16 protein-coding genes are annotated in these 19,013 nt (G+C 70.8%); 6 read left to right on the plus strand and 10 right to left on the minus strand.

The genetic code is table 11. The annotated features are described in order from the left end of the window. Window positions 1-341: 341 nt before the first annotated feature. From D3105_RS20635 to D3105_RS20655, 5 genes are all read right to left on the minus strand, one after another. The gene (locus tag D3105_RS20635) at window positions 342-1,313 is read right to left on the minus strand and encodes a LacI family DNA-binding transcriptional regulator (protein ID WP_206272821.1); all 972 of its coding nucleotides are present in this window, start codon (window positions 1,311-1,313) and stop codon (window positions 342-344) included. Then, entirely contained in the window at window positions 1,298-2,974 is a 1,677-nt protein-coding gene (locus D3105_RS20640; RefSeq protein ID WP_118904584.1) for a glycoside hydrolase family 13 protein, read from the minus strand. Before D3105_RS20640 ends, D3105_RS20635 begins: the two co-directional genes overlap by 16 nt. Window positions 2,975-3,085: 111 nt before the next feature. Then, complete coding sequence (locus D3105_RS20645) at window positions 3,086-3,964, minus strand: sugar ABC transporter permease (protein ID WP_118904585.1); 879 nt, start codon at window positions 3,962-3,964, stop codon at window positions 3,086-3,088. Then, window positions 3,961-4,980: a carbohydrate ABC transporter permease gene (locus D3105_RS20650; RefSeq protein WP_118904586.1), complete on the minus strand. Its 1,020-nt coding sequence runs from the start codon at window positions 4,978-4,980 to the stop codon at window positions 3,961-3,963. The genes D3105_RS20645 and D3105_RS20650 overlap by 4 nt, the downstream gene beginning before the upstream one ends. Window positions 4,981-4,999: 19 nt before the next feature. Next, window positions 5,000-6,271 carry an extracellular solute-binding protein gene (locus tag D3105_RS20655; protein WP_118904587.1) on the minus strand — a complete coding sequence of 424 codons (1,272 nt, stop codon included), beginning with the start codon at window positions 6,269-6,271 and terminating at the stop codon, window positions 5,000-5,002. A 346-nt stretch (window positions 6,272-6,617) separates the two neighbouring features. Here D3105_RS20655 and D3105_RS20660 point away from each other — a divergent pair, with 346 nt between their 5' ends. Both D3105_RS20660 and D3105_RS20665 read left to right on the plus strand, forming a co-directional pair. Continuing rightward, entirely contained in the window at window positions 6,618-7,661 is a 1,044-nt protein-coding gene (locus D3105_RS20660) for a LacI family DNA-binding transcriptional regulator (RefSeq protein ID WP_118904588.1), read from the plus strand. Window positions 7,662-7,719: 58 nt separating this feature from the next. After that, window positions 7,720-8,730 carry a phosphatase PAP2 family protein gene (locus D3105_RS20665; protein ID WP_412080990.1) on the plus strand — a complete coding sequence of 337 codons (1,011 nt, stop codon included), beginning with the start codon at window positions 7,720-7,722 and terminating at the stop codon, window positions 8,728-8,730. Between the two features lie 96 nt (window positions 8,731-8,826). Here the strand turns inward: D3105_RS20665 and D3105_RS20670 are convergent, their stop codons facing one another. Both D3105_RS20670 and D3105_RS20675 read right to left on the minus strand, forming a co-directional pair. After that, the gene (locus D3105_RS20670; RefSeq protein WP_118904590.1) at window positions 8,827-10,047 is read right to left on the minus strand and encodes an alpha/beta hydrolase family protein; all 1,221 of its coding nucleotides are present in this window, start codon (window positions 10,045-10,047) and stop codon (window positions 8,827-8,829) included. 264 nt (window positions 10,048-10,311) lie between these two features. After that, window positions 10,312-13,308, minus strand: coding sequence for a bifunctional [glutamine synthetase] adenylyltransferase/[glutamine synthetase]-adenylyl-L-tyrosine phosphorylase (locus D3105_RS20675; RefSeq protein ID WP_118904591.1), 2,997 nt, complete (start codon window positions 13,306-13,308; stop codon window positions 10,312-10,314). 181 nt (window positions 13,309-13,489) lie between these two features. On the opposite strand from D3105_RS20675, the gene D3105_RS20680 reads away from it, so the two are divergent. After that, entirely contained in the window at window positions 13,490-14,011 is a 522-nt protein-coding gene (locus tag D3105_RS20680) for a pyridoxamine 5'-phosphate oxidase family protein (RefSeq protein ID WP_118904592.1), read from the plus strand. On the opposite strand, the gene D3105_RS20685 is transcribed toward D3105_RS20680, so the two are convergent. Beyond that, a complete protein-coding gene (locus D3105_RS20685; protein ID WP_118904593.1) occupies window positions 14,004-14,795 on the minus strand; it encodes a putative protein N(5)-glutamine methyltransferase in 792 nt (263 codons plus the stop codon). The two genes, D3105_RS20680 and D3105_RS20685, sit on opposite strands and share 8 nt — an antisense overlap. A gap of 251 nt (window positions 14,796-15,046) precedes the next feature. Next, entirely contained in the window at window positions 15,047-16,546 is a 1,500-nt protein-coding gene (locus D3105_RS20690) for an MDR family MFS transporter (protein WP_118904599.1), read from the minus strand. A gap of 217 nt (window positions 16,547-16,763) precedes the next feature. On the opposite strand from D3105_RS20690, the gene D3105_RS20695 reads away from it, so the two are divergent. Further along, window positions 16,764-17,363 carry a TetR family transcriptional regulator gene (locus D3105_RS20695; protein ID WP_118904594.1) on the plus strand — a complete coding sequence of 200 codons (600 nt, stop codon included), beginning with the start codon at window positions 16,764-16,766 and terminating at the stop codon, window positions 17,361-17,363. A 22-nt stretch (window positions 17,364-17,385) separates the two neighbouring features. Here D3105_RS20695 and D3105_RS20700 read toward each other — a convergent pair whose 3' ends face one another. Next, window positions 17,386-18,165: a GntR family transcriptional regulator gene (locus D3105_RS20700; protein ID WP_118904595.1), complete on the minus strand. Its 780-nt coding sequence runs from the start codon at window positions 18,163-18,165 to the stop codon at window positions 17,386-17,388. Window positions 18,166-18,325: 160 nt separating this feature from the next. Here D3105_RS20700 and D3105_RS20705 point away from each other — a divergent pair, with 160 nt between their 5' ends. Both D3105_RS20705 and D3105_RS20710 read left to right on the plus strand, forming a co-directional pair. Continuing rightward, window positions 18,326-18,664, plus strand: coding sequence for a hypothetical protein (locus D3105_RS20705; RefSeq protein ID WP_118904596.1), 339 nt, complete (start codon window positions 18,326-18,328; stop codon window positions 18,662-18,664). Window positions 18,665-18,772: 108 nt separating this feature from the next. After that, on the plus strand, window positions 18,773-19,013 hold a 241-nt coding region (locus tag D3105_RS20710), incomplete at its 3' end, for a hypothetical protein (RefSeq protein WP_118904597.1).

Here is a 19,013-nt window from a genome sequence, read left to right on the forward strand (position 1 = left end):
ACCAGACCGTACGAGGCCGTCAGGCACCGGTCAACCCTTTGGACATCCAGCGCTCACATCCACGAAACAAGCCATTTTTCTTCGCGGTTTCTTGCTGCAAGGTCTTTCGCAAGATATTGCGGGCCTGTTACGTTGCATTCGACTCCGGTCCGGTCGGCCGAGGGTTCCGGTGCCCGTCCGCAGGGGCGGGTTCCGGACTCCACGCGCCCGGCCGGCCGGGCCGGTCACGACAAGAGAGGGAGGCACCCGGAGTCGCAACAACTCCCCGCCGGCCCTTCCTGGGCCGACTCCTGGTGCCTCTCCTGTACGTGGTCCCTCTCCGCGGGCCCCGCGGACCCGCTTTACGCGCGGACCGCCGCCGTCGAGCCCCGGACGACCAGCTCCGGCTGGAAGACGTACTCCGTGCGCTGCACGGGGCTCCCGCCGATCTCCTCCAGCAGCGCCCCCACCGCGGCCGCCGCCATCGCCTGCACGGGCTGGCGCACGGTGGTCAGCGGTGGATCGGTGAACGCGATGAGCTGCGAGTCGTCGAACCCGACGACGGAGACGTCGCGCGGCACGTCGAGGCCTCTCCCCCGGGCGGCGCGGACCACGCCCAGCGCCATCAGGTCGCTGCCGCAGACGATGCCGGTGCACCCCGCGTCCAGCAGGGCGCCCGCCGCCACCTGGCCGCCCTCGACGCTGAACAGGGTGGAGCAGACGAGCAGTTCGGCCTCGGAGCGGTCCATGCCGAGCACCGAGACGGCCGCCTCCACGAACCCGTCCCGCTTGCGGCGGGAGGGGACGTAGCGCTGCGGGCCGATGGCCAGGCCGATCCGGCGGTGGCCGAGGTCGGCGAGGTGCTGGAGGGCCATCCGTACGGCAGCGTTGTCATCGGGCGAGACGAACGGGGCGCTGATGCGCTCGTTGTAGCCGTTGATCAGGACGAACGGCACGCCGCGCTCGACGAGCTGCTCGACGAGTTCGTCCTCGGTGGCCCCGCCCGGCAGCTGGGTGCAGAGCACGGGGGTGTAGCCGTGCCCGGCCAGCACCTGTTCGACGGACTGCGCGAACGCCGGGAAGATCGGGTTGGTGAGTTCGGGCGTCACCAGGCCGATCAGTCCGGCGCTGCGCTGCCGCAGCCGTACGGGGCGTTCGTAGCCCAGGATGTCGAGCGCCGCGAGCACCCGCTGACGCGTGGAGTCCGCGACGCCCTGCTTCCCGTTCAGGACCCGGCTGACCGTCGCCTCGCTGACCGCCGCCTGTCCGGCGATGTCGGAGAGGCGCGGCGCTGCCGTGGTCCTGGGCGCGGGGAGTGTCACACCGTCCACCACACCGTGGTGTCGGCGGGCAGCTCGGCCTCGGCGCCGTCCACGGTGACCGGGGAGCTGGCGAGCAGCACCCGGCCGCGGGCGGCGATCCGGACGGGGGCGCCGGTGGTGTTGACGGTGCAGACGAAGCCGGGGCGGGCGAAGACGAGGACGCCTTCGGGGCCGTCCAGCCATTCGACGTCCGTGCCCGCGCCGAGGCCCGGGTGCTCGCGGCGGGCGGCGATGGCGGCCCGGTAGAGCTCCAGGGTGGAGCCCTCCACGCCGGTCTGCGCCTCGACGGACAGCTCGCCCCAGCCGGCGGGCTGCGGGAGCCAGCTGCCGCCGCCGCCGAAACCGTACGACGTGCCCTCGCGGGTCCACGGGATCGGTACCCGGCAGCCGTCGCGGAAGCCGTCCTGGCCCTCGGCACGGAAGAACGACGGGTCCTGGCGGGCCTCGTCGGGCAGGTCGGTGACGTCGGGCAGGCCGAGCTCCTCGCCCTGGTAGACGTAGGCGGAGCCGGGCAGGGCGAGCATCAGCAGGGAGGCGGCGCGGGCCCGGCGCAGGCCCAGCTCGCGGTCGCCGGGGGTGCGGATCTGGGTGCCGAGGCCGGCCGGGTTGGCGTACCGGGTGGCGTGCCGGGTGACGTCGTGGTTGGAGAGCACCCAGGTGGTGGGGGCGCCGACCGGGCGCATGGCGTCGAGCGAGGAGTCGATGACCTTGCGGAGCTCGGCGGCGTCCCAGGCGGTGGAGAGGTACTGGAAGTTGAACGCCTGGTGCATCTCGTCGGGGCGCACGTAGTTGGCAGTGCGCTCGACGGTCGGGGTCCACGCCTCGGCGACGGCGATCCTCTCGCCGGGATACTCGTCGAGGATGGTGCGCCAGCTGCGGTAGATGGCGTGTACGCCGTCCTGGTCGAAGAACGGCATGACGTCGTTGCCGAGCAGCTTGAGCTGGTCGTGGGTGCCGAGGTCGGGCAGGCCCTCGGCCTTGACGAGGCCGTGGGCGACGTCGACGCGGAAGCCGTCGACGCCCATGTCGAGCCAGAAGCGCAGGATGGAGCGGAACTCGTCGGCGACGGCCGGGTGTTCCCAGTTGAAGTCGGGCTGCTCGGGGGCGAAGAGGTGGAGGTACCAGTCGCCGGGGGTGCCGTCCGGATTCACCGTACGGGTCCAGGCGGGGCCGCCGAAGATGGACTCCCAGTCGTTGGGCGGGAGTTCGCCGTTCGCACCCTTGCCGGGGCGGAAGTGGTACCGCTCGCGCAGGGCGGAGCCGGGTCCCTCGGCCAGGGCGCGCTTGAACCACTCGTGCTGGTCGGAGGAGTGGTTGGGGACCAGGTCGACGATGACGCGCAGGTCCAGGGCGTGCGCCTCGCGGATCAGCGCGTCGGCGTCCAGCAGGTTGCCGAACATGGGGTCGATGGCCCGGTAGTCGGAGACGTCGTAGCCCGCGTCGGCCTGCGGGGAGGCGTAGAAGGGGGAGAGCCACACCGCGTCGACGCCCAGGTCCCTGAGGTGGGGCAGGCGGGCGGTGACGCCGGGGAGGTCGCCCATGCCGTCGCCGTTGCCGTCGGCGAAGCTCCGCGGATAGACCTGGTAGATCACCGCGTCCTGCCACCAGCCGGTGCGGTGGCCCGGGGCGTCGTCGGACGTGCCGGTGGAGGGGGCAGCGAGGTGCTGGGTCATGTCGTCCCTGGGGTGTCTGGGTGGGGAGCGGCGCCGGTGACCGGGTCGGGGTTTCCGACGCCGCCGTGACGGGTGCGGTGATGCGTGCGGGTGCTGGGCGTCCTGGTGGGGTCAGCCCTTGACGGCTCCGGCGGACATGCCGGTGACCAGGTGCTTCTGGGCGAAGAGGAACACCAGGGCGGCCGGGATGGCGATGAGGACGGAAGCCGCGGTCATGGGGCCCCACTGGGCTCCGTACTGGTTGACGAACTTCTGGAGTCCGCCGGCCAGCGTGAGGTTCTCGTCGCCGACCAGGAAGGCGGAGGCGTACGCCACTTCGCCCCAGGCGGTGATGAAGGAGTAGAACGCGGTGACGGCGAGGCCCGGCTTGGCCAGCGGCAGGATGAGCCGCCAGAAGGTGCCGAACGGGGTGAGGCCGTCGACCTCGCCCGACTCGTCGATCTCGCGCGGGATGGTGTCGAAGAAGCCCTTCATCATCCAGGCGCAGAACGGCACCGAGATGGTGAGGTAGGTGATGACGAGACCGGTCGGCTGGTTGAGCAGCCCGAGGGTCGACATGATGTTGTAGATCGGCACGATGAGGACGGCGACCGGGAACATCTGGGTGATCAGCAGCGTCCACATCAGCCCGCGCTTGCCGGGGAAGCGGAAGCGGCTGACCGCGTATCCGGTGGTGGCGGCGACGAAGACGCCGATCACCGTGGAGAGCGCGGAGATGATCACGGAGTTGGCGAACCAGTTGAGGAACTCGGTGTCGCGGATGAGGTTCGTGTAGTTGACGAACGTCGTCTCGCGGAAGAAGTCCGTGGTGGTCGCGTACTTGGCGGGCTTGAGCGAGGTCAGCAGGACCCACAGCACCGGGAAGACCGCGATCACCGAGGCGACGATCAGGGTGAGGTGCAGGGCCACGGAGGCGAGCGGGGAGCGCTCGCCGCGGAGGCGGACCTTGCGGGCGCCGTGCCGGGCGGTGGTGTTGGTCACGGTGGTCACCAGTTGTCTCCCTGGGAGCGCAGGACCCGCCGGTAGACGACGGCGAAGACCATCAGGAGGACGAGGATCAGCACGCCCCACGTGGAGGACTGCGCGTAGTCGCGCGGGCTGATCTCGAAGGAGAACTTGTACGCCTGGGTCACCAGGATCTGGGTCGCCTCACCGGGTCCGCCGCGGGTCAGCAGGAAGATCACCGGGAACATGTTGAAGGTCCAGATGGTGGAGAGCAGGACCACCGTGGTGGAGACCGGGCGCAGTCCGGGCAGCGTGATGTGGCGGAAGCGCTGCCAGGCGGTCGCGCCGTCCATCTCGGCCGCCTCGTACTGCTCGGAGGGGATGGACTGGAGTCCGCCGAGGAGGGCGACCATCATGAACGGGATGCCGAGCCAGACGTTGACGGCGATGACCGCGAACTTCGCCCAGGTCGGGTCGTTCAGCCACGGCACGGCGTCGATGCCGGCGCCGCCGAGGACCTTGTTGAGCAGGCCGCGCTCCTCGTTGTAGAGGAAGCGCCAGGCGAAGACGGAGACGAAGCCGGGGATGGCCCAGGGCAGGATGAGGGCCATGCGGTAGGCGGAGCGTCCGGCGATACGGCGGTTGAGGATGTTCGCCAGGGCCATGCCGAGGGCAAACGTGATGCTCACGCAGGAGACCGTCCACACCAGTGTCCAGCCGAGCGTGCCGAGGAACTGCGAGCCGGTCAGCGCGTCGACGTAGTTGTCGGCGCCGATGAACTCGTAGGTGGCGGGGATCTCGTTGACCCCGATGGAGCGGGCGACGTTGCGCTCGTCGGCGTCCGTCATCGAGAGGTAGATGCCGCGGACCAGCGGGTAGCCGATGATCACGCCGATCACGAGGACGACCGGGGCGACCATGGCCCAGGCGTACCAGTGGACCGACAGGGCGCGCCGGAGGCGGCCGTGGGCCGGCGGTGGGGTGCCAGTGCCGCGGCTCCGGCCGCGGGCGGTGTTCCCGCCCGCGGCCTTCACCACCGACTGGCTGGTGTGGACAGCCATCAGTCGGCCAACCTTCCTGTTACTTCCAGCCCTCGAGGAGCTTGCGGTAGGAGTCACCGGTGGCCTTGGCGGCCTTCTCCGGCGTGGTCTGACCGGTGAGGACCTTGGTGTACTCGATGCGCAGCGGCTCGAAGAGGCTGCCGCCCTCGGGGATCCAGGGGCGCTCGACGGAGGTCTCGACGACCGGCTTGAAGAAGCCGACGATCTCGCTGTCGACCGCTTCCTTCTTGGCGTACGCGGAGGTGCGGGTGGGCAGCAGGTTCAGCTCGCCGGCGGCGGTGGCCTGGCTGTCCACGGACGTCATGTACTCGACGAAGGCGTAGGAGGCATCGAGGTTCTTGGAGCCGGCGTAGACGGCGAGGTTGTGGCCGCCCTGCGGGGCGCCCTGGGCGGCGGAGCCGGCCGGGACCGGGGCGACGCCCAGGTTGGCCTTGTCCGTGAACTCCTTGCCGGTCAGGGTGTCGGCGACGGCCCAGGGGCCGTTGATCATCATCGCGACGTCGCCGTTCTTGAACGCCTGCATCATGTTCTCCCAGCCGTCCGAGGCGTCCGTCTTCGCGGTGCCGTCGTCGACCAGGGCCTTGACCGCCTTGAACGCCTTGACGCCCTCGGGCTTGTCGATGGTGACGCTCTTGGAGCCGGCGTCGACCATGTCGCCGCCCTCGCCGTACAGGAAGGAGAGGAAGTAGTACGGGTCGTCGCCGCGGAGGTAGAGGCCGGTCTTGCCGGTCTTGTCCTTGATCTTCTCGGCGACGGTCTTGAGGTCGGCCAGGTCGGCGGGCGCCTCGACACCGGCCTCCTTGAACATCTTCTTGTTGTAGAAGATGCCCATGGAGTCGATGACCTGCGGGACGGCGTAGGTCTTGTCCTCGTACTTGGTGGACGCGACGGCCTGCTTGAGGAAGTCGTCCTGGTTCTTCAGGGCGGCGGTGCCGTCCAGCGGGGCCAGGTAGCCGAGGTTGGCGAAGTCCGGCGTCCAGGCGACCTCGGAGCGGATCACGTCGGGCGCGCCGTCGCCGGCCTGGGCGGCGTTCTTGAACTTGTTCTGCGCCTCGCCGAAGGGCACGTTGACGTACTTGACGTCGACCTTCGGGTGCTTCTTCTCGAAGCCTTCGGCCAGCTTCTTGAAGACCTTGTCCTCGCTGCCGACGCTGGAGGTGTCCCACCAGGTGACGGTGCCGGAGAGCTCGCCCGAGCTCTTGCTGCCGCCGGACTCGTCGTCGCTGCCGCAGGCGGTCGCCGCGAGCGCCAGGGCCGCGACCAGGGCGGTGGCCGTTATGCCACGTCGCATCTGAACTCCTTCAACTGCCGTACCGCTCCGTCGCGGCGCCGGGTCGACGTGAACGTAACAAGGATGAAAGACGACCGAAAGACCTTGCGGAAGATTTCTGCAAGCCTTGATGATCGTTACATTCGCGTGTCCTCAAGGTTGCCGTCAAGCCCCTTGACGAGCGTCACCCACCCCTGGCAGGGGCGGGCGGGCCTGGCCATATCCGCAGGGCGACGGTCCGGCGACGGTCCGCGATCCGGCCCCGCAAGTCCTTGCAAGGTGTTGCCGGAACACTCCCCGAAACCCCCTCCCGTACAGCCCCACGCACAGTGGGCAATCCGACACGGGCCCGGTACAGTCGCATCCCATGACCGCACGGCTTGCCGATATCGCAACTCAGGCGGGGGTCAGCGAAGCGACGGTCAGCCGAGTCCTGAACGGCAAGCCCGGAGTCGCGGCGGCCACCCGCGAATCCGTCCTCGCGGCGCTCGACGTCCTCGGCTACGAACGCCCGGTGCGGCTGCGCAGGCGCAGCGCGGGGCTGGTCGGGCTGATCACCCCGGAGCTGGAGAACCCGATCTTCCCGGCGCTGGCCCAGGTCATCGGCCAGGCACTGACCCGGCAGGGCTACACCCCGGTGCTGGCCACCCAGACCCCTGGCGGCTCCACCGAGGACGAACTCACCGAAATGCTGGTGGACCGGGGCGTCTCGGGCATCATCTTCGTCTCCGGGCTGCACGCGGACACCTCGGCCGATATGCAGCGGTACGAACAACTGCGCGGCCAGGGGGTCCCCTTCGTCCTGGTGAACGGCTTCTCCGCCAAGGTGCAGGCGCCGTTCATCTCCCCGGACGACCGGGCGGCGATGCGGCTGGCGGTGACGCATCTGGTGGCGCTCGGCCACACCCGGATCGGTCTGGCGGTCGGCCCCAAGCGCTTCGTGCCGGTGCTCCGCAAGATCGAGGGCTTCCACGCGACGATGCGGGAACAGCTGGGCCTCGCCGAGGAGGAGATCGAGGAGCTGATCCAGCACTCCCTGTACACGCTGGAGGGCGGCCAGGCCGCCGCCACCGCTCTGATGGAGCGCGGCTGCACGGCGGTCGTGTGCGCGAGCGACATGATGGCGCTCGGGGCGATCCGGGCGGCCCGCCGGGAGTCCAGGGAAGTCCCCCGGGAACTCTCCGTGGTCGGCTACGACGACTCGCCCCTCATAGCGTTCACGGACCCGCCGCTGACGACGATCCGGCAGCCGGTGACGGCGATGGGCCAGGCCGCGGTCCGTACGCTGCTGGAGGAGATCGGCGGAACCCCGGCCCCGCACAGCGAGTTCGTCTTCATGCCCGAGCTGGTGGTTCGCGGCTCGACGGCCGCCGGACCCGCAGGCGGCTCAGGGTCGGCTCCTCGTCCTTGAGACGCAGGACGTGCGACCGGAACCCGACCGGAGGATGATCGTAGGCAGAGGAAGCTCTATGGAAGACTCTCTGCCTATGGGTGAAACACAGGTGACAGCACAGGAAGGCCGGTCGACGGCCGGTCCTTCACCCATCGCGGCCGAGGCGGCCCCCGAGACCGCCGCCGCGTCGTCCACCCCTCCCCCGGCCCCCGGAAAGTCCGGTTGGCAGTCCCGGCTCCGCTCGCTGCGGACGCCCGGCCGCCCCCGGCTCTGGTTCGAGATCCTGCTCATCGCGGTCAGTTACTGGCTGTACTCGCTCGTGCGCAATGCCGTCCCCGAGCAGAAGGCGGCGGCCCTGCGCAACGCGGACTGGATCTGGTCGGCGGAGAAGTCCCTGGGTCTCGCCTTCGAGGAATCGGTCAATCACGCGGTCAATTCCGTGACATGGCTGATCGTGTCGATGAACTACTACTACGCGACGTTGCATTTCGTCGTGACCATCGGCGTCCTCGTCTGGCTGTTCCGCCGCCACCCCGGCCGCTACGCCGCGACCCGTCTTGTCCTCTTCGCGACGACGGCCGTGGCCCTGCTCGGCTACTACCTCTACCCGCTGGCGCCACCCCGTCTGATGAACGGCGCGAACTTCATCGACACCGTGCTCGTGCACGAGACGTGGGGTTCGATGGCCTCGGGCAACTTCAAGAACATGTCGAACCAGTACGCGGCGATGCCGTCGATGCACATCGGCTGGTCCCTCTGGTGCGGTCTGACGATCTTCGCCCTGGCCTCGGTGCCGTGGGCCCGCGTCCTGGGCCTGCTCTACCCGACGCTCACCCTGGTCGTCATCGTGGCCACCGCCAACCACTTCTGGCTGGACGCGGTGGGCGGCATGGCCTGCCTCGCGTTCGGCTACGCGGTCTCCCGCGTCTGGTACGGCTCGCTGCCGCACCGGCTGCCGAAGTGGGTGCCCGGGGCTGCGAAGGGCCGGCTGACCGGACTGCGCGCGGCGCGCCTGCCCCGCCCGGCGTCCGAACCGGAGCCGGGTGCGGAGGCCGAGCCGGAGGCGGCCGGGGCGCGCAGGTCGTAGTCCTCGCACGGCGAGCACTACGACCTGGGTTGGCGCGCCACACCGGCGAGCCGTTGCGCGTACATCCTCTGCTCCCACCGTCACCGGTGGCGTGCTTCAGCTGGTCTTCGCCGACTCGTCGAAGAACCTGACGATTCGGGGCAGTGCTTGCCGCACCGATCCGTTGTGGTCGTAGTCGCCGACGTCGGTCAGCCGGGGTGCGGCGCCGTTTCTCGTCAGCTGGTCGGCACAGTACGCCGCGTGACTGAAGTCGACGTCCTTGTCGCCCCGGCCGTGGAAGATCTCCACCCGTACGTCCGGCCGCCAGTCGCAGGTGTTGTCCATCGGGCGGAGCTTGTCCTTCAGGACACCGTCAGGCTTGCGGATCTTGTCCAGGAAGTCCTCGGTGAACAGGTCCTTGGACGCCGCCGGGAGTTCGCTGACGATCTGCTCGGCAGTGTGATGGCCGTCGAAGAGACCCTCGACCTTGCCGTCGTAGGGCGAGCGGAAGACATCGCCGGGTGACGTGTAGAGGCCGTACATCTTGTTCCAGGCGGTGACGAAGTAGGCGAGGTAGATGCCGGATTTGGCGATCTTGTCGTCGGCCGCGGCGGCCTCGAAGGCCGAGAGGTCGTACGGGCCGCTGACCGGGGCGAGTGCCCCCGCCCGGAAGTAGCGGTCGGCGCCCTCCTGCTGAAGCGCCCGGCCTACCAGCATGGTCGCGGGGCCGCCCTGCGAGAACCCGCTGACCTGTACCTTGCGCTTCAGCTCCCGGCCGTTCCGGTGGGCGAAGGTCCTGGCCGCACGCAGGCCGTCCACCGAGGCCGCCACGGTGGCCCCGGGGTCACCGTACGGGTGGAAGCCTTCGCCCGAGCCGAGGCCCACGTAGTCGGGCGCCGAGACGGCCCGCCCGGTCGAGGCGAACAACAGGGCGACGAGCCGGTCGTTCGCATGCGGATTCTCCGAGGCGACGTCCTTGCGATAGACGGTGGTGCCGTGCAGCCAGGAGACGGTGGACAGGTGGCGCGCCCCGTTCTTGGGCAGGACGACGAGCTGGCTCGCGGTCGTGGGGGCGCCTGCGCTGTCAGTGGTGCGGTAGACAACCCGATAGGCGGTCACACCGTATCGGACCTGGGACGAGTCGATCTTCCCCCGGAGCTTCTCGGCCACTTCCTCCGCTGTGAGGTCGGCCGCCTGCCCGACGGAGACGACGGCCCCGCCCTGTACCCGCTCACGGTGGGAGCCGGCCGCCGCCGAGACCGGAGCCACCAGGGCGGAGACACTGCCGAGGACCGCCGCACCAGCCGCGATCCGGATACTTGTTCGCCGTAAAGTCATGGATGGATCATGCCCGTCGGCCGCTCCGCCGGGCCATGGAGCGGCCCCCCGGGCCGCGAAGGGGGTAAGCCCCCTCGGGGCCCGTAGGGGATGCCGGGGGGTGCTCTGTCCCCGGGCCCCGCCCGGGCCGCGCGCAACCGGCCATCCAGCCCCTCCGGCGATCGAGGAGCGAGGTCCGGGGCGGAGCCCCGAGGGGGCGCCGGAGTCGGCCCGGGGCGGAGCGGAGCCCCGAGGGGGCCCGGGGCCGGGCTCCGGGGAACGACCTCAGCCCGCCGCCCCGTAGAACCGCTCCTCCACCACCGCCCGAGCCCGCCGAGTGATCCGCCGATAGTCGTCCAACATGTCCCCGACATGCCCCGGCTCGTACCCCAGATACCGCCCCACCGCCGCCAGCTCCCGCGCGTCGGACGGGAACGTGTCGCCCGACCGCCCCCGCACCAGCATCACCGCGTTGCGCACCCGCGCCGCCAGCACCCACGCCTCGTCCAGCGTCTGCGCCTCCTCAGCCGAAATCAGGTCGGCGGCGCACGCGGCGGCCAGCGCCTCGCGCGTACGCGTCGTGCGCAGGCCGGGCTCCGCCCACCCGTGCTGCATCTGAATCAGCTGCACGGTCCATTCGACATCGCTCAACCCGCCCCGCCCCAGCTTCGTGTGGAGCGTGGGGTCCGCGCCGCGCGGCATCCGCTCGGACTCCATCCGCGCCTTGAGCCGGCGGATCTCGCGTACGGCGTCCTCGCCGAGCCCCTCCATCGGATACCGCAGCGGATCGATCAGCTCGACGAAGGAGCGCCCCAACTCCTCGTCGCCCGCCATGTGTTCGGCCCGCAGCAGCGCCTGGCTCTCCCAGACCAGCGACCAGCGCCGGTAGTAGGCCTCGTACGACTTCAGCGTGCGCACCATCGGCCCGGTCCTGCCCTCGGGACGCAGATCGGCGTCGATGAGCAACGGCGGGTCGGCGGTCGGCAGTTGGAGCAGTCGCCGCATCTCGCCCACGACCGCGTTGGCCGCCTGCCCGGCCTCCTCGTCGCTCACGCCCTCGCGCGGCTGATGGACGAAGAGGACGTCGGCGTCGGAGCCGTAACTCAGCTCGTGCCCGCCGAATCGGCCCATGCCGATGACGGCGAACCGGGTCGGCAGGGTGTCGCCCCACCGGTCGCGGACGGCGGCCCGCAGCGCGCCCGCGATGGTGGCGGCGTTGAGGTCGGTGACGGCGGAGCCGACGCGGTCCACGAGGGCCCCGTGGTCCTGCTCGGCGGGGCTGTCCTCGGTGCCGTACGAGCCGATGAGGTCGGCGGCCGTCGTACGGAACAGCTCCCGGCGGCGTACCCCGCGTACTACCGCCACGGCCGACTCCGCATCGCCCGCCCGCCCCACCGCGGCCAGCACCTCCTGCTCCAGGTGCTCCCGGGTGCGCGGCTTCAACCCCTCCGGATCGCCGAGGATCGCGACCGCCTCCGGGGCCCGCATGAGGAGGTCCGGGGCGAGCCGGCCGGCGGAGAGAACCCGGGCGAGGTTCTCCGCGGCGGCGCCCTCGTCGCGCAGGAGCCGCAGGTACCACGGGGTCTTGCCGAGCGCGTCGGACACCTTGCGGAAGCCGAGGAGACCGGCGTCCGGGTCGGCGGAGTCCGCGAACCAGCCGAGGAGCACCGGCAGCAGCGTGCGCTGGATGGCGGCCTTGCGGGTCACCCCGGAGGAGAGCGCCTCCAGGTGCCGCAGGGCGGCCGCCGGGTCGGCGTACCCGAGGGCCTCCAGACGGATCGCGGCGGCCTTCGCGCTGAGCCGGGACTCACCGGGGGCCAGCTGGGCGACGGCGTCCAGCAGCGGCCGGTAGAAGATCTTCTCGTGCAGCCGCCGTACGACGGAGGCGTGCCGCTTCCAGGCCTTGTTCAGCTCGGCCACCGGATCGGTGCGCATGCCGAGCGACCGGCCGAGCCGCCGCAGATCCGCCTCGTCCTCGGGGACCAGGTGGGTGCGGCGCAGCCGGTAGAGCTGGATGCGGTGCTCCATGGCGCGCAGGAAACGGTACGCCTCGTCCAGCTGGGCGGCGTCCGCGCGTCCCACGTACCCGCCTTCGGCGAGCGCCCGCAGCGCCTCCAGGGTGGAGCCGCTGTGCAGCGAGGCGTCGCTGCGCCCGTGCACCAACTGGAGGAGCTGGACGGCGAATTCGACGTCCCGCAGCCCGCCGGGGCCGAGCTTCAGCTCGCGCTCGATGCGGTCTGCGGGGATGTTGTCGACGACCCGGCGGCGCATCTTCTGCACGTCGGGAACGAAGTTCTCCCGGTCGGCGGCCCCCCAGACGAGCGGCGACACCGCCTCGACGTACTCGGCGCCCAGCTCGGGGTCGCCGGCCACCGCCCGGGCCTTCAACAGGGCCTGGAACTCCCAGGTCTTGGCCCAGCGCTGGTAGTAGGCGAGGTGGGAGCTGAGGGTGCGCACGAGCGGCCCGTTGCGGCCCTCGGGGCGGAGGTTGGCGTCGACCTCCCAGATGGTGCCCTCGACGGTGGTGTCGGAGCAGATCCGCATCATGTGCGCGGCCAGCCGGGTGGCGGCCTGCATGGCCTTGGTCTCGTCGACCCCGTCACGCGCCTCCCCGACGAAGATCACGTCGACGTCGGAGATGTAGTTCAGCTCCCGCCCGCCGCACTTGCCCATCGCCACGACGGCGAGCCGGCACAGCGCGGCGTCCTCGGGCGCGGCCGTACGAGCGATGGCGAGGGCGGCGCGCAGGGTGGCGGTGGCGAGGTCGGCCAGCTCGGCGGCGGTCTGGGCGAGATCGGTCGTCCCGCACACGTCCCGGGCGGCGAGGGTGAGCAGGCACCGGCGGTAGGCGACCCGCAGCGAGTCCGGGTCGACCGCGTCGGCGAGCCCCTGCTCGAACTCGGCGACGCCGGGGTGCAGATCGGCCGACTCGTACGTGACGAGCGCCTGCCAGTCGCGCGGGTGCCGGGCCAGATGGTCCCCGAGCGCCTCGGATGCGCCGAGGACCCCGAGGAGCCGGTCGCGCAGGGGTTTGGCGGTGACGAGGGTGTCGAGCAGCACCTGCCGCTCGCTCTCCTCCCCCGCCTCCACGATCCGGACCAGTCCGCGCAGGGCCAGATCAGGGTCGGCGGTGGCCCCGAGCGCCTCCAGCAGGACCGGATCGGACCGTACGGAGGCGAGCGCGTCCAGGTCGAGGAGCTGCTCGGCGGCGGACGGGTCGGTGAATCCGTGCCGCAGCAGCCTGGTGAACGTACTGCTTCTGCGCCCCGGCGCGGTCGTCATCCCGTGCTCTCCTGCCAGCCGAACCCGAACTGCGTAACTGCTCGCCGCTCCCTTGCCGCGTCACAGCTCTCCGAGCCTAGTCCCGTGCCGATGATTTCGGGGCGGCGGCGGAGTCCACCCACGGGGAAAGCACCTGACAGCACCCCGTGACAGCACCGTTCGCCACCACCCCGGAGGAAAGATGTCCACGACCGAGCAGCCCCCGGCCACCGAGCTGGACGCCCGCTACAGCAGCGAGGGTGCGACGGCCCGCCCCTGGCCGGAGACGGCCGCCGTACTGACAAACGCCCCGCTGTACTGGCTCTCCACGGTCCGACCCGACGGCCGCCCCCACGTCACCCCGCTCATCGGCGTCTGGTCGCAGGGCGCCCTGCACTTCTGTACGGGCCCGCAGGAGCGCAAGGCGCGCAATCTGGCGGCCAACCCCGAGGTGGTCCTGACGACGGGTGCGAACACCCTGGACTCCGGCTTCGACGTCGTGGTGGAGGGCCGGGCGGACCGGGTGACGGACCACGGCCGGCTCAGGGAACTGGCCCGGGAGTGGGAGGCGAAGTACGGCGCCGACTGGCACTTCGACGTCGAGGACGGCAGCTTCGTCCAGGCGGAGGCGGGCCACGCCCAGGTGTTCGCGGTTCACCCCCGTACGGCGTTCGGCTTCGGCAAGGGGGAGCCGTACAGCCAGACGCGCCACCGCTTCACGTGACCCGCCGGGCCGTCCCGATGACGACGGTGGCGTACAGCTCCTCGGAGACCCGGACCCGCGGGGTGAGCCCGGCGGCGCGCAGGATCTCCACCGCGACGTTCCGCTGCCGCTCGCCGGCCTCCACCAGCAGGCTGCCGCCCGGGGCGAGCCACGCGGGCGCCTCGGCGGCGACCCGGCGCATGACGTCGAGGCCGTCGCCGCCCCCGTCGAGGGCGACGCGCGGTTCGTGGACGCGGGCCTCGGCGGGGAGCAGCTCGACATCGGCGGTCGGAACGTACGGAACGTTGGCCAGGAGCACGTCGACGCGGCCGCGCAGGCGGGCGGGAAGGGGGGTGAAGAGATCACCCTCGTACACCTCCCCCAGGTCGCCGACGTTGCGCCGGGCGCAGCGTACGGCGGCGGGTTCGACGTCGCAGGCGTGCAGGTCGACCCGGTCCAGGGCGGTGGCGAGGGCGACGCCGAGCGCACCCGAACCGCAGCAGAGATCGACGACGACGGCCCGGCGGGGCGCGAGGGCGGCGGCCTGCGCCACGAGGAACTCCGTACGCCGCCGGGGCACGAAGACACCGGCGTCCACGGCGAACCGGCGACCGCGGAACTCCGCCCAGCCCAGGACGTGTTCGAGCGGGAGCCCGGTGGCACGGCGCTCGACGAGGTCGGACAGCTCGTCGGGGGAGGCGGCGGCCTCGTGGAGGAGGAGGGCCTCGTCCTCGGCGAAGACGCACCCGGCGCGGCGGAGGGCGAGGACGGTGGTGGAGAGGGAGCTGATGGGGTGAACCGACATGCGAGCGAAGCCTTTCGGGAAAACCGATGGGCGCTCGACGATCGTTCTAGTCCGTCCGGTCAGCTTCGGCTGCTGCCGGTCGTCCGACGTGATCGCGCGGGGTGAGCACCCAGCCTGATCCAGCGGTAATGGGTCTCACCTCCTCGGTCGGTCTTCTCGTTCCCCGTCGCGTACGGGGGTCGTAACAGTACAACAGCCCGCTTCCGCACCCGTGCGGGGCGCGGAAGCGGGCTGGACGAGCCGTAGGGGGCTCAGAGATCCACGCTGTCCCGCAACTTCGTCGGCGTCAGGAACAGCGACGCGATGACGCCGATCACGGCGATGCCGGCCGAGATGAGGAAGATGTGGCCGGTGGCGTCCCCGTACGCGGCCCGGACGACGTCCTGGACCTGGGGCGGCATGGCGGCGACGTTGAGGGTGGAGCCGCCGGAGCCGGAGGCGGCGGGATCGATGCCGAGCTTTGCCAGACCGTCCGTGATCTTCGTGGACACCTGGTGGGCGAGGACCGCGCCGAGGACGGAGACGCCCATGGTGCCGCCGAGGGAGCGGAAGAAGGTGATGGCCCCGCTGGCCGCGCCGATCTCGCTGAGCGGCACGGTGTTCTGGAGGACGAGCACCAGGTTCTGCATCGACATACCGACTCCGACACCCACACCGAGCATCCCCAGCGACACCATCAGGAGCGAGGTCTCGTGGTCGATGAAGGACAGTCCGAGGAAGCCGAGGGCGAGGACGACGACACCGGCGACGATGAACGGCTTGACCTTGCCGGTCTTGGAAACCAGGCGCCCGGCGACGGTGGAGGAGACGAGGACGCCGGCCATGAGCGGAATGGTGAGGAGCCCGGCCTCGGTCGGCGAGTAGCCGCGTCCGATCTGGAAGTACTGCCCGAGGAAGACCGCGCCCCCGAACATGGCCATGCCGACCGCGAGGCTGGCGACGATGGCGAGGGCGGGGTCGCGGCGGCGGACGACGTGCAGCGGAACGACGGGCTCCTTGACGCGGCCCTCGACGAGGACGGCCGCCCCCAGGATGATCACGCTTCCGCCGACCATCAGTCCGCTCTGCCAGGAGATCCAGTCGAAGTCGTCGCCGACGAAGGTGACCCAGAGGAGCAGGAGGCTGACCCCGGCGGCGATGAGGGATGCGCCCAGGTAGTCGACCTTGGTGTCGGGCCGGCGGACTTCGACGAGGTGCAGGGTACGGGCCAGCATCACGGAGGCGAGGAGCGTGAAGGGCACGGCGATGAAGAAGCACCAGCGCCAGCCGAGCCAGGAGGCGTCGGTGATGAACCCGCCGAGCAGCGGCCCGCCGACGGTGGCTACGGCCATGACGCCGCCGAGGTAGCCGTTGTAGCGTCCGCGCTCCTTCGGGCTGATCATCGCGGCGATGATCACCTGGACGAGCACCTGGAGCGCGCCCATGCCGAGCCCCTGAACGGCGCGGAAGGCGATCAACTGCTCGGTGGACTGGGCGAACCCGCACGCCACCGACGAGACGACGAAGATCCCGATGGCTACCTGGAGCAGCAGCTTCTTGCTGAACAGGTCGGCGAGCTTGCCCCAGATCGGGGTGGAGGCCGTGGAGGCGAGCAGGGTCGCGGTGACGACCCAGGTGTACTGGGACTGCGTGCCGTCGAGGGACCCGATGATCTGCGGCAGTGCGACCGAGACCACGGTGCTGCTGATCATCGCCACGAACAGCACGATGAGCAGCCCACTGAGGGCCCGCAGGACGTGGCGGTGGTCCATGGGTGCGGCGGCGGGGGCCCCGGCCGGGGCGGCGGCGGTGTCTGCTGCGCTCACGCGCAACCTCCGGAAATGTTCGTACGAGAGGCCCGTGCGAGATGTCGGCATCGGGCGCATCCGTGCACGACCCCGTACGGGAGGGAGAAGGCTTCACCATACATGCACACTGGGCAATTTTGCCCACTGAGCAAGAATCTCACACCCGGGGGATAATGCCTCCATGGACAGCAGCACCGCGGGACCGGGACTCCGGGAACGCAAGAAGGAAGCCACCCGCCAGGCCGTGCACGAGGCGACCCTGCGCCTGACGGTGGAGCACGGATTCGACCAGGTGACGGTCGAGGCGGTGGCGGACGCGGCCGGGATCTCCCGCAGAACGTTCTCCAACTACTTCACCAACAAGGAGGACGCCCTCCTCTACGGCGAGGAGCAGCAGATCAGGGCCCTGGTCCGCACGGTCCGCGACCGCCCCGCCGACGAACCCGCCTGGCCGGCCCTGCGCGCGGCGGTGGCCCAGTTCGCGGACCGCGTGGCACCCCCGGAACGCGAATGGGCGATCCGCACCCGCCTGGCGATGCGTCACCCCTCGCTGCTGGCGCGCCAGTTGGCCAACCACGCCGCCCTGGAACGCGACCTGGCCGAAGCGGTGGCAGCCCGCCCCGGCCCACCGTCGGCCCCGGTCCGCCCGATCGTCCTGGCGGCGGGCTTCCTGGCCTCGCTCCGGATCGCGATGCGGATGTGGATCGAGGAGGACCTGGCGCGGGAGCCGGCGGCGGTGATCGACGAGATCCTGGACGAGATGGGGCGGGGGTTCGTGTGAACCGGCCCCCTCGGCACCCGCCTCAGGAATCCGGCTGGTCGAAGTCCGGCCGGTCGATGCGGATTTCGTAGGCGATCTCCCAGCGGATGTCCGGCACGACGACGTCGGCCGTCTCCACGGGGCGGCCCTCGCGGTCGAAGTACGTGCGCTCGATCTCGATGACCAGGTCGCCGATGGAGATCCCGAGCAGGTTGGCCTGTTCCCGCGTGGCGCGGGCCGGGCGGGGCAGTTCGATGCCGGTGGCGATATCCACGCCGATGGAGCGCATGCGCTCCACGACGCCCAGCTTGCCGTGCGGGCCCATCTCCGGGAGCAGGACCGGTGTCCCGTCCGTGATGGCCATCGGCTCCCAGCTCTTGGCGAGCTGTACGGGCAGGCCGTCGGCGAGGAACTCGTAGTCGGTCACGACACAGAGGTCGCCGGGCTCGATCGCCAGGCGTTCCGCGATGTCCTCGGGCGCGGGGACGCGGGCCCTGCTGGTGCACTCCCAGTCCGCCTCGTGGTCGAGCTCGCTCATGTTCGAGGCGAACGGGCTCTTGTTCCGCTGCTCGCGGTGGCGTGAACGGACCATGCGCCGGCGCTCGCGGGCCCGGCGGACGTACGTACCGGAACCGGCACGGCCTTCGAGGATGCCCTCGATGATCAGACGCTCCATGGCCCGCTGCGCCACGGACTGGCCCACGCCGTACTCCTCGGCGAACCGCGCCCGGGACGGCAGCTTGTCCCCGACCGCCCATTCACCGGCCCGCACGCGAGCCCGCAGCTTGTCCGCCACCTGCAGGTACGGCGTATCACGTGGCATTTGAGCAGCTCCGTGTGTTCGGCGTCGATATGGGCGTCGCTGTTGACAAAGCTAACCCATCAGGTTGAAGCTGAATATTCAGCATTACATGGAGTGACATTCGGTTCACCAGGGGAGAAGTGTGCGCTCTGCACAAGCGCGGGTCGCGGCGCTGACCGGCATGCTCACCGCCGCCACAGGCACCGACCCGCGTGTGGCCACCGACCTGGCCCTCTTCCGCGTCGAGGCCGATCTCCCCGCCGAGTTGAGCGCGACCGCCCATGCGGCCGTCCTCGCCGCCCTGGCCACGGCGGACCGCTTCGGGCACACACGCACCCGCGGCGCCGAATTCGTCTGGGCCGAGATCAGCAGAGAGGTGAACGTGACCACGACCGAATCCCCCGACACGGCCTACCGCGCCCTGCTCGGCCACACGATGACCTGCACCGCCTGCCGGACCGGGGCGATCTGCCCCGACGCGGCCAAGCTCGTCCGCGTCTGGCGGGAGACCCGCCGATGAGAACCCCCGGCCGTCTCAGCCCCACCACGCCCGCCATCCCCACCAGCGACGGGGGCGCCTGATGCGCAGCACCCGCCAGGCGTTACCGGTACCACCCGGGAGGCCCGGATGATCACCCTCTCCCCGACGGACGTCCTCGACTGCGAGGCGTGCTGGAACGCCCCGGTCGCCGCCGCCCGGCAGACCCCCACCGGCCGCGACCTGCTCTGCGAGGAGTGCGCGGAGGGCGACTACCCGCGCCGCGTCGACCTCTTCCCGCCGTTCGGCATCTACGGCCTGACGACCCGCAGGCTCCTGAACGACGGCCGCCACGGCAGCGGCCCCCCGAAGCTACCGCCCAACCCTCCCC

Source organism: Streptomyces globisporus, from assembly GCF_003501885.1.
In the GTDB taxonomy this organism is placed as follows: Bacteria; Actinomycetota; Actinomycetes; order Streptomycetales; family Streptomycetaceae; genus Streptomyces; species Streptomyces globisporus_D.

Bases quoted from the DNA above. Each gene is read 5' to 3' on its own strand.
- D3105_RS20705 (WP_118904596.1), top strand. From the start codon at position 18,326: ATGCTCACCGCCGCCACAGGCACCGACCCGCGTGTGGCCACCGACCTG.
- D3105_RS20660 (WP_118904588.1), top strand. From the start codon at position 6,618: ATGACCGCACGGCTTGCCGATATCGCAACTCAGGCGGGGGTCAGCGAA.
- D3105_RS20670 (WP_118904590.1), bottom strand. From the start codon at position 10,047: ATGACTTTACGGCGAACAAGTATCCGGATCGCGGCTGGTGCGGCGGTC.
- D3105_RS20665 (WP_412080990.1), top strand. From the start codon at position 7,720: ATGGAAGACTCTCTGCCTATGGGTGAAACACAGGTGACAGCACAGGAA.
- D3105_RS20695 (WP_118904594.1), top strand. From the start codon at position 16,764: ATGGACAGCAGCACCGCGGGACCGGGACTCCGGGAACGCAAGAAGGAA.
- D3105_RS20685 (WP_118904593.1), bottom strand. From the start codon at position 14,795: ATGTCGGTTCACCCCATCAGCTCCCTCTCCACCACCGTCCTCGCCCTC.
- D3105_RS20640 (WP_118904584.1), bottom strand. From the start codon at position 2,974: ATGACCCAGCACCTCGCTGCCCCCTCCACCGGCACGTCCGACGACGCC.
- D3105_RS20680 (WP_118904592.1), top strand. From the start codon at position 13,490: ATGTCCACGACCGAGCAGCCCCCGGCCACCGAGCTGGACGCCCGCTAC.
- D3105_RS20700 (WP_118904595.1), bottom strand. From the start codon at position 18,165: ATGCCACGTGATACGCCGTACCTGCAGGTGGCGGACAAGCTGCGGGCT.
- D3105_RS20650 (WP_118904586.1), bottom strand. From the start codon at position 4,980: ATGGCTGTCCACACCAGCCAGTCGGTGGTGAAGGCCGCGGGCGGGAAC.
- D3105_RS20690 (WP_118904599.1), bottom strand. From the start codon at position 16,546: ATGGACCACCGCCACGTCCTGCGGGCCCTCAGTGGGCTGCTCATCGTG.
- D3105_RS20655 (WP_118904587.1), bottom strand. From the start codon at position 6,271: ATGCGACGTGGCATAACGGCCACCGCCCTGGTCGCGGCCCTGGCGCTC.
- D3105_RS20675 (WP_118904591.1), bottom strand. From the start codon at position 13,308: ATGACGACCGCGCCGGGGCGCAGAAGCAGTACGTTCACCAGGCTGCTG.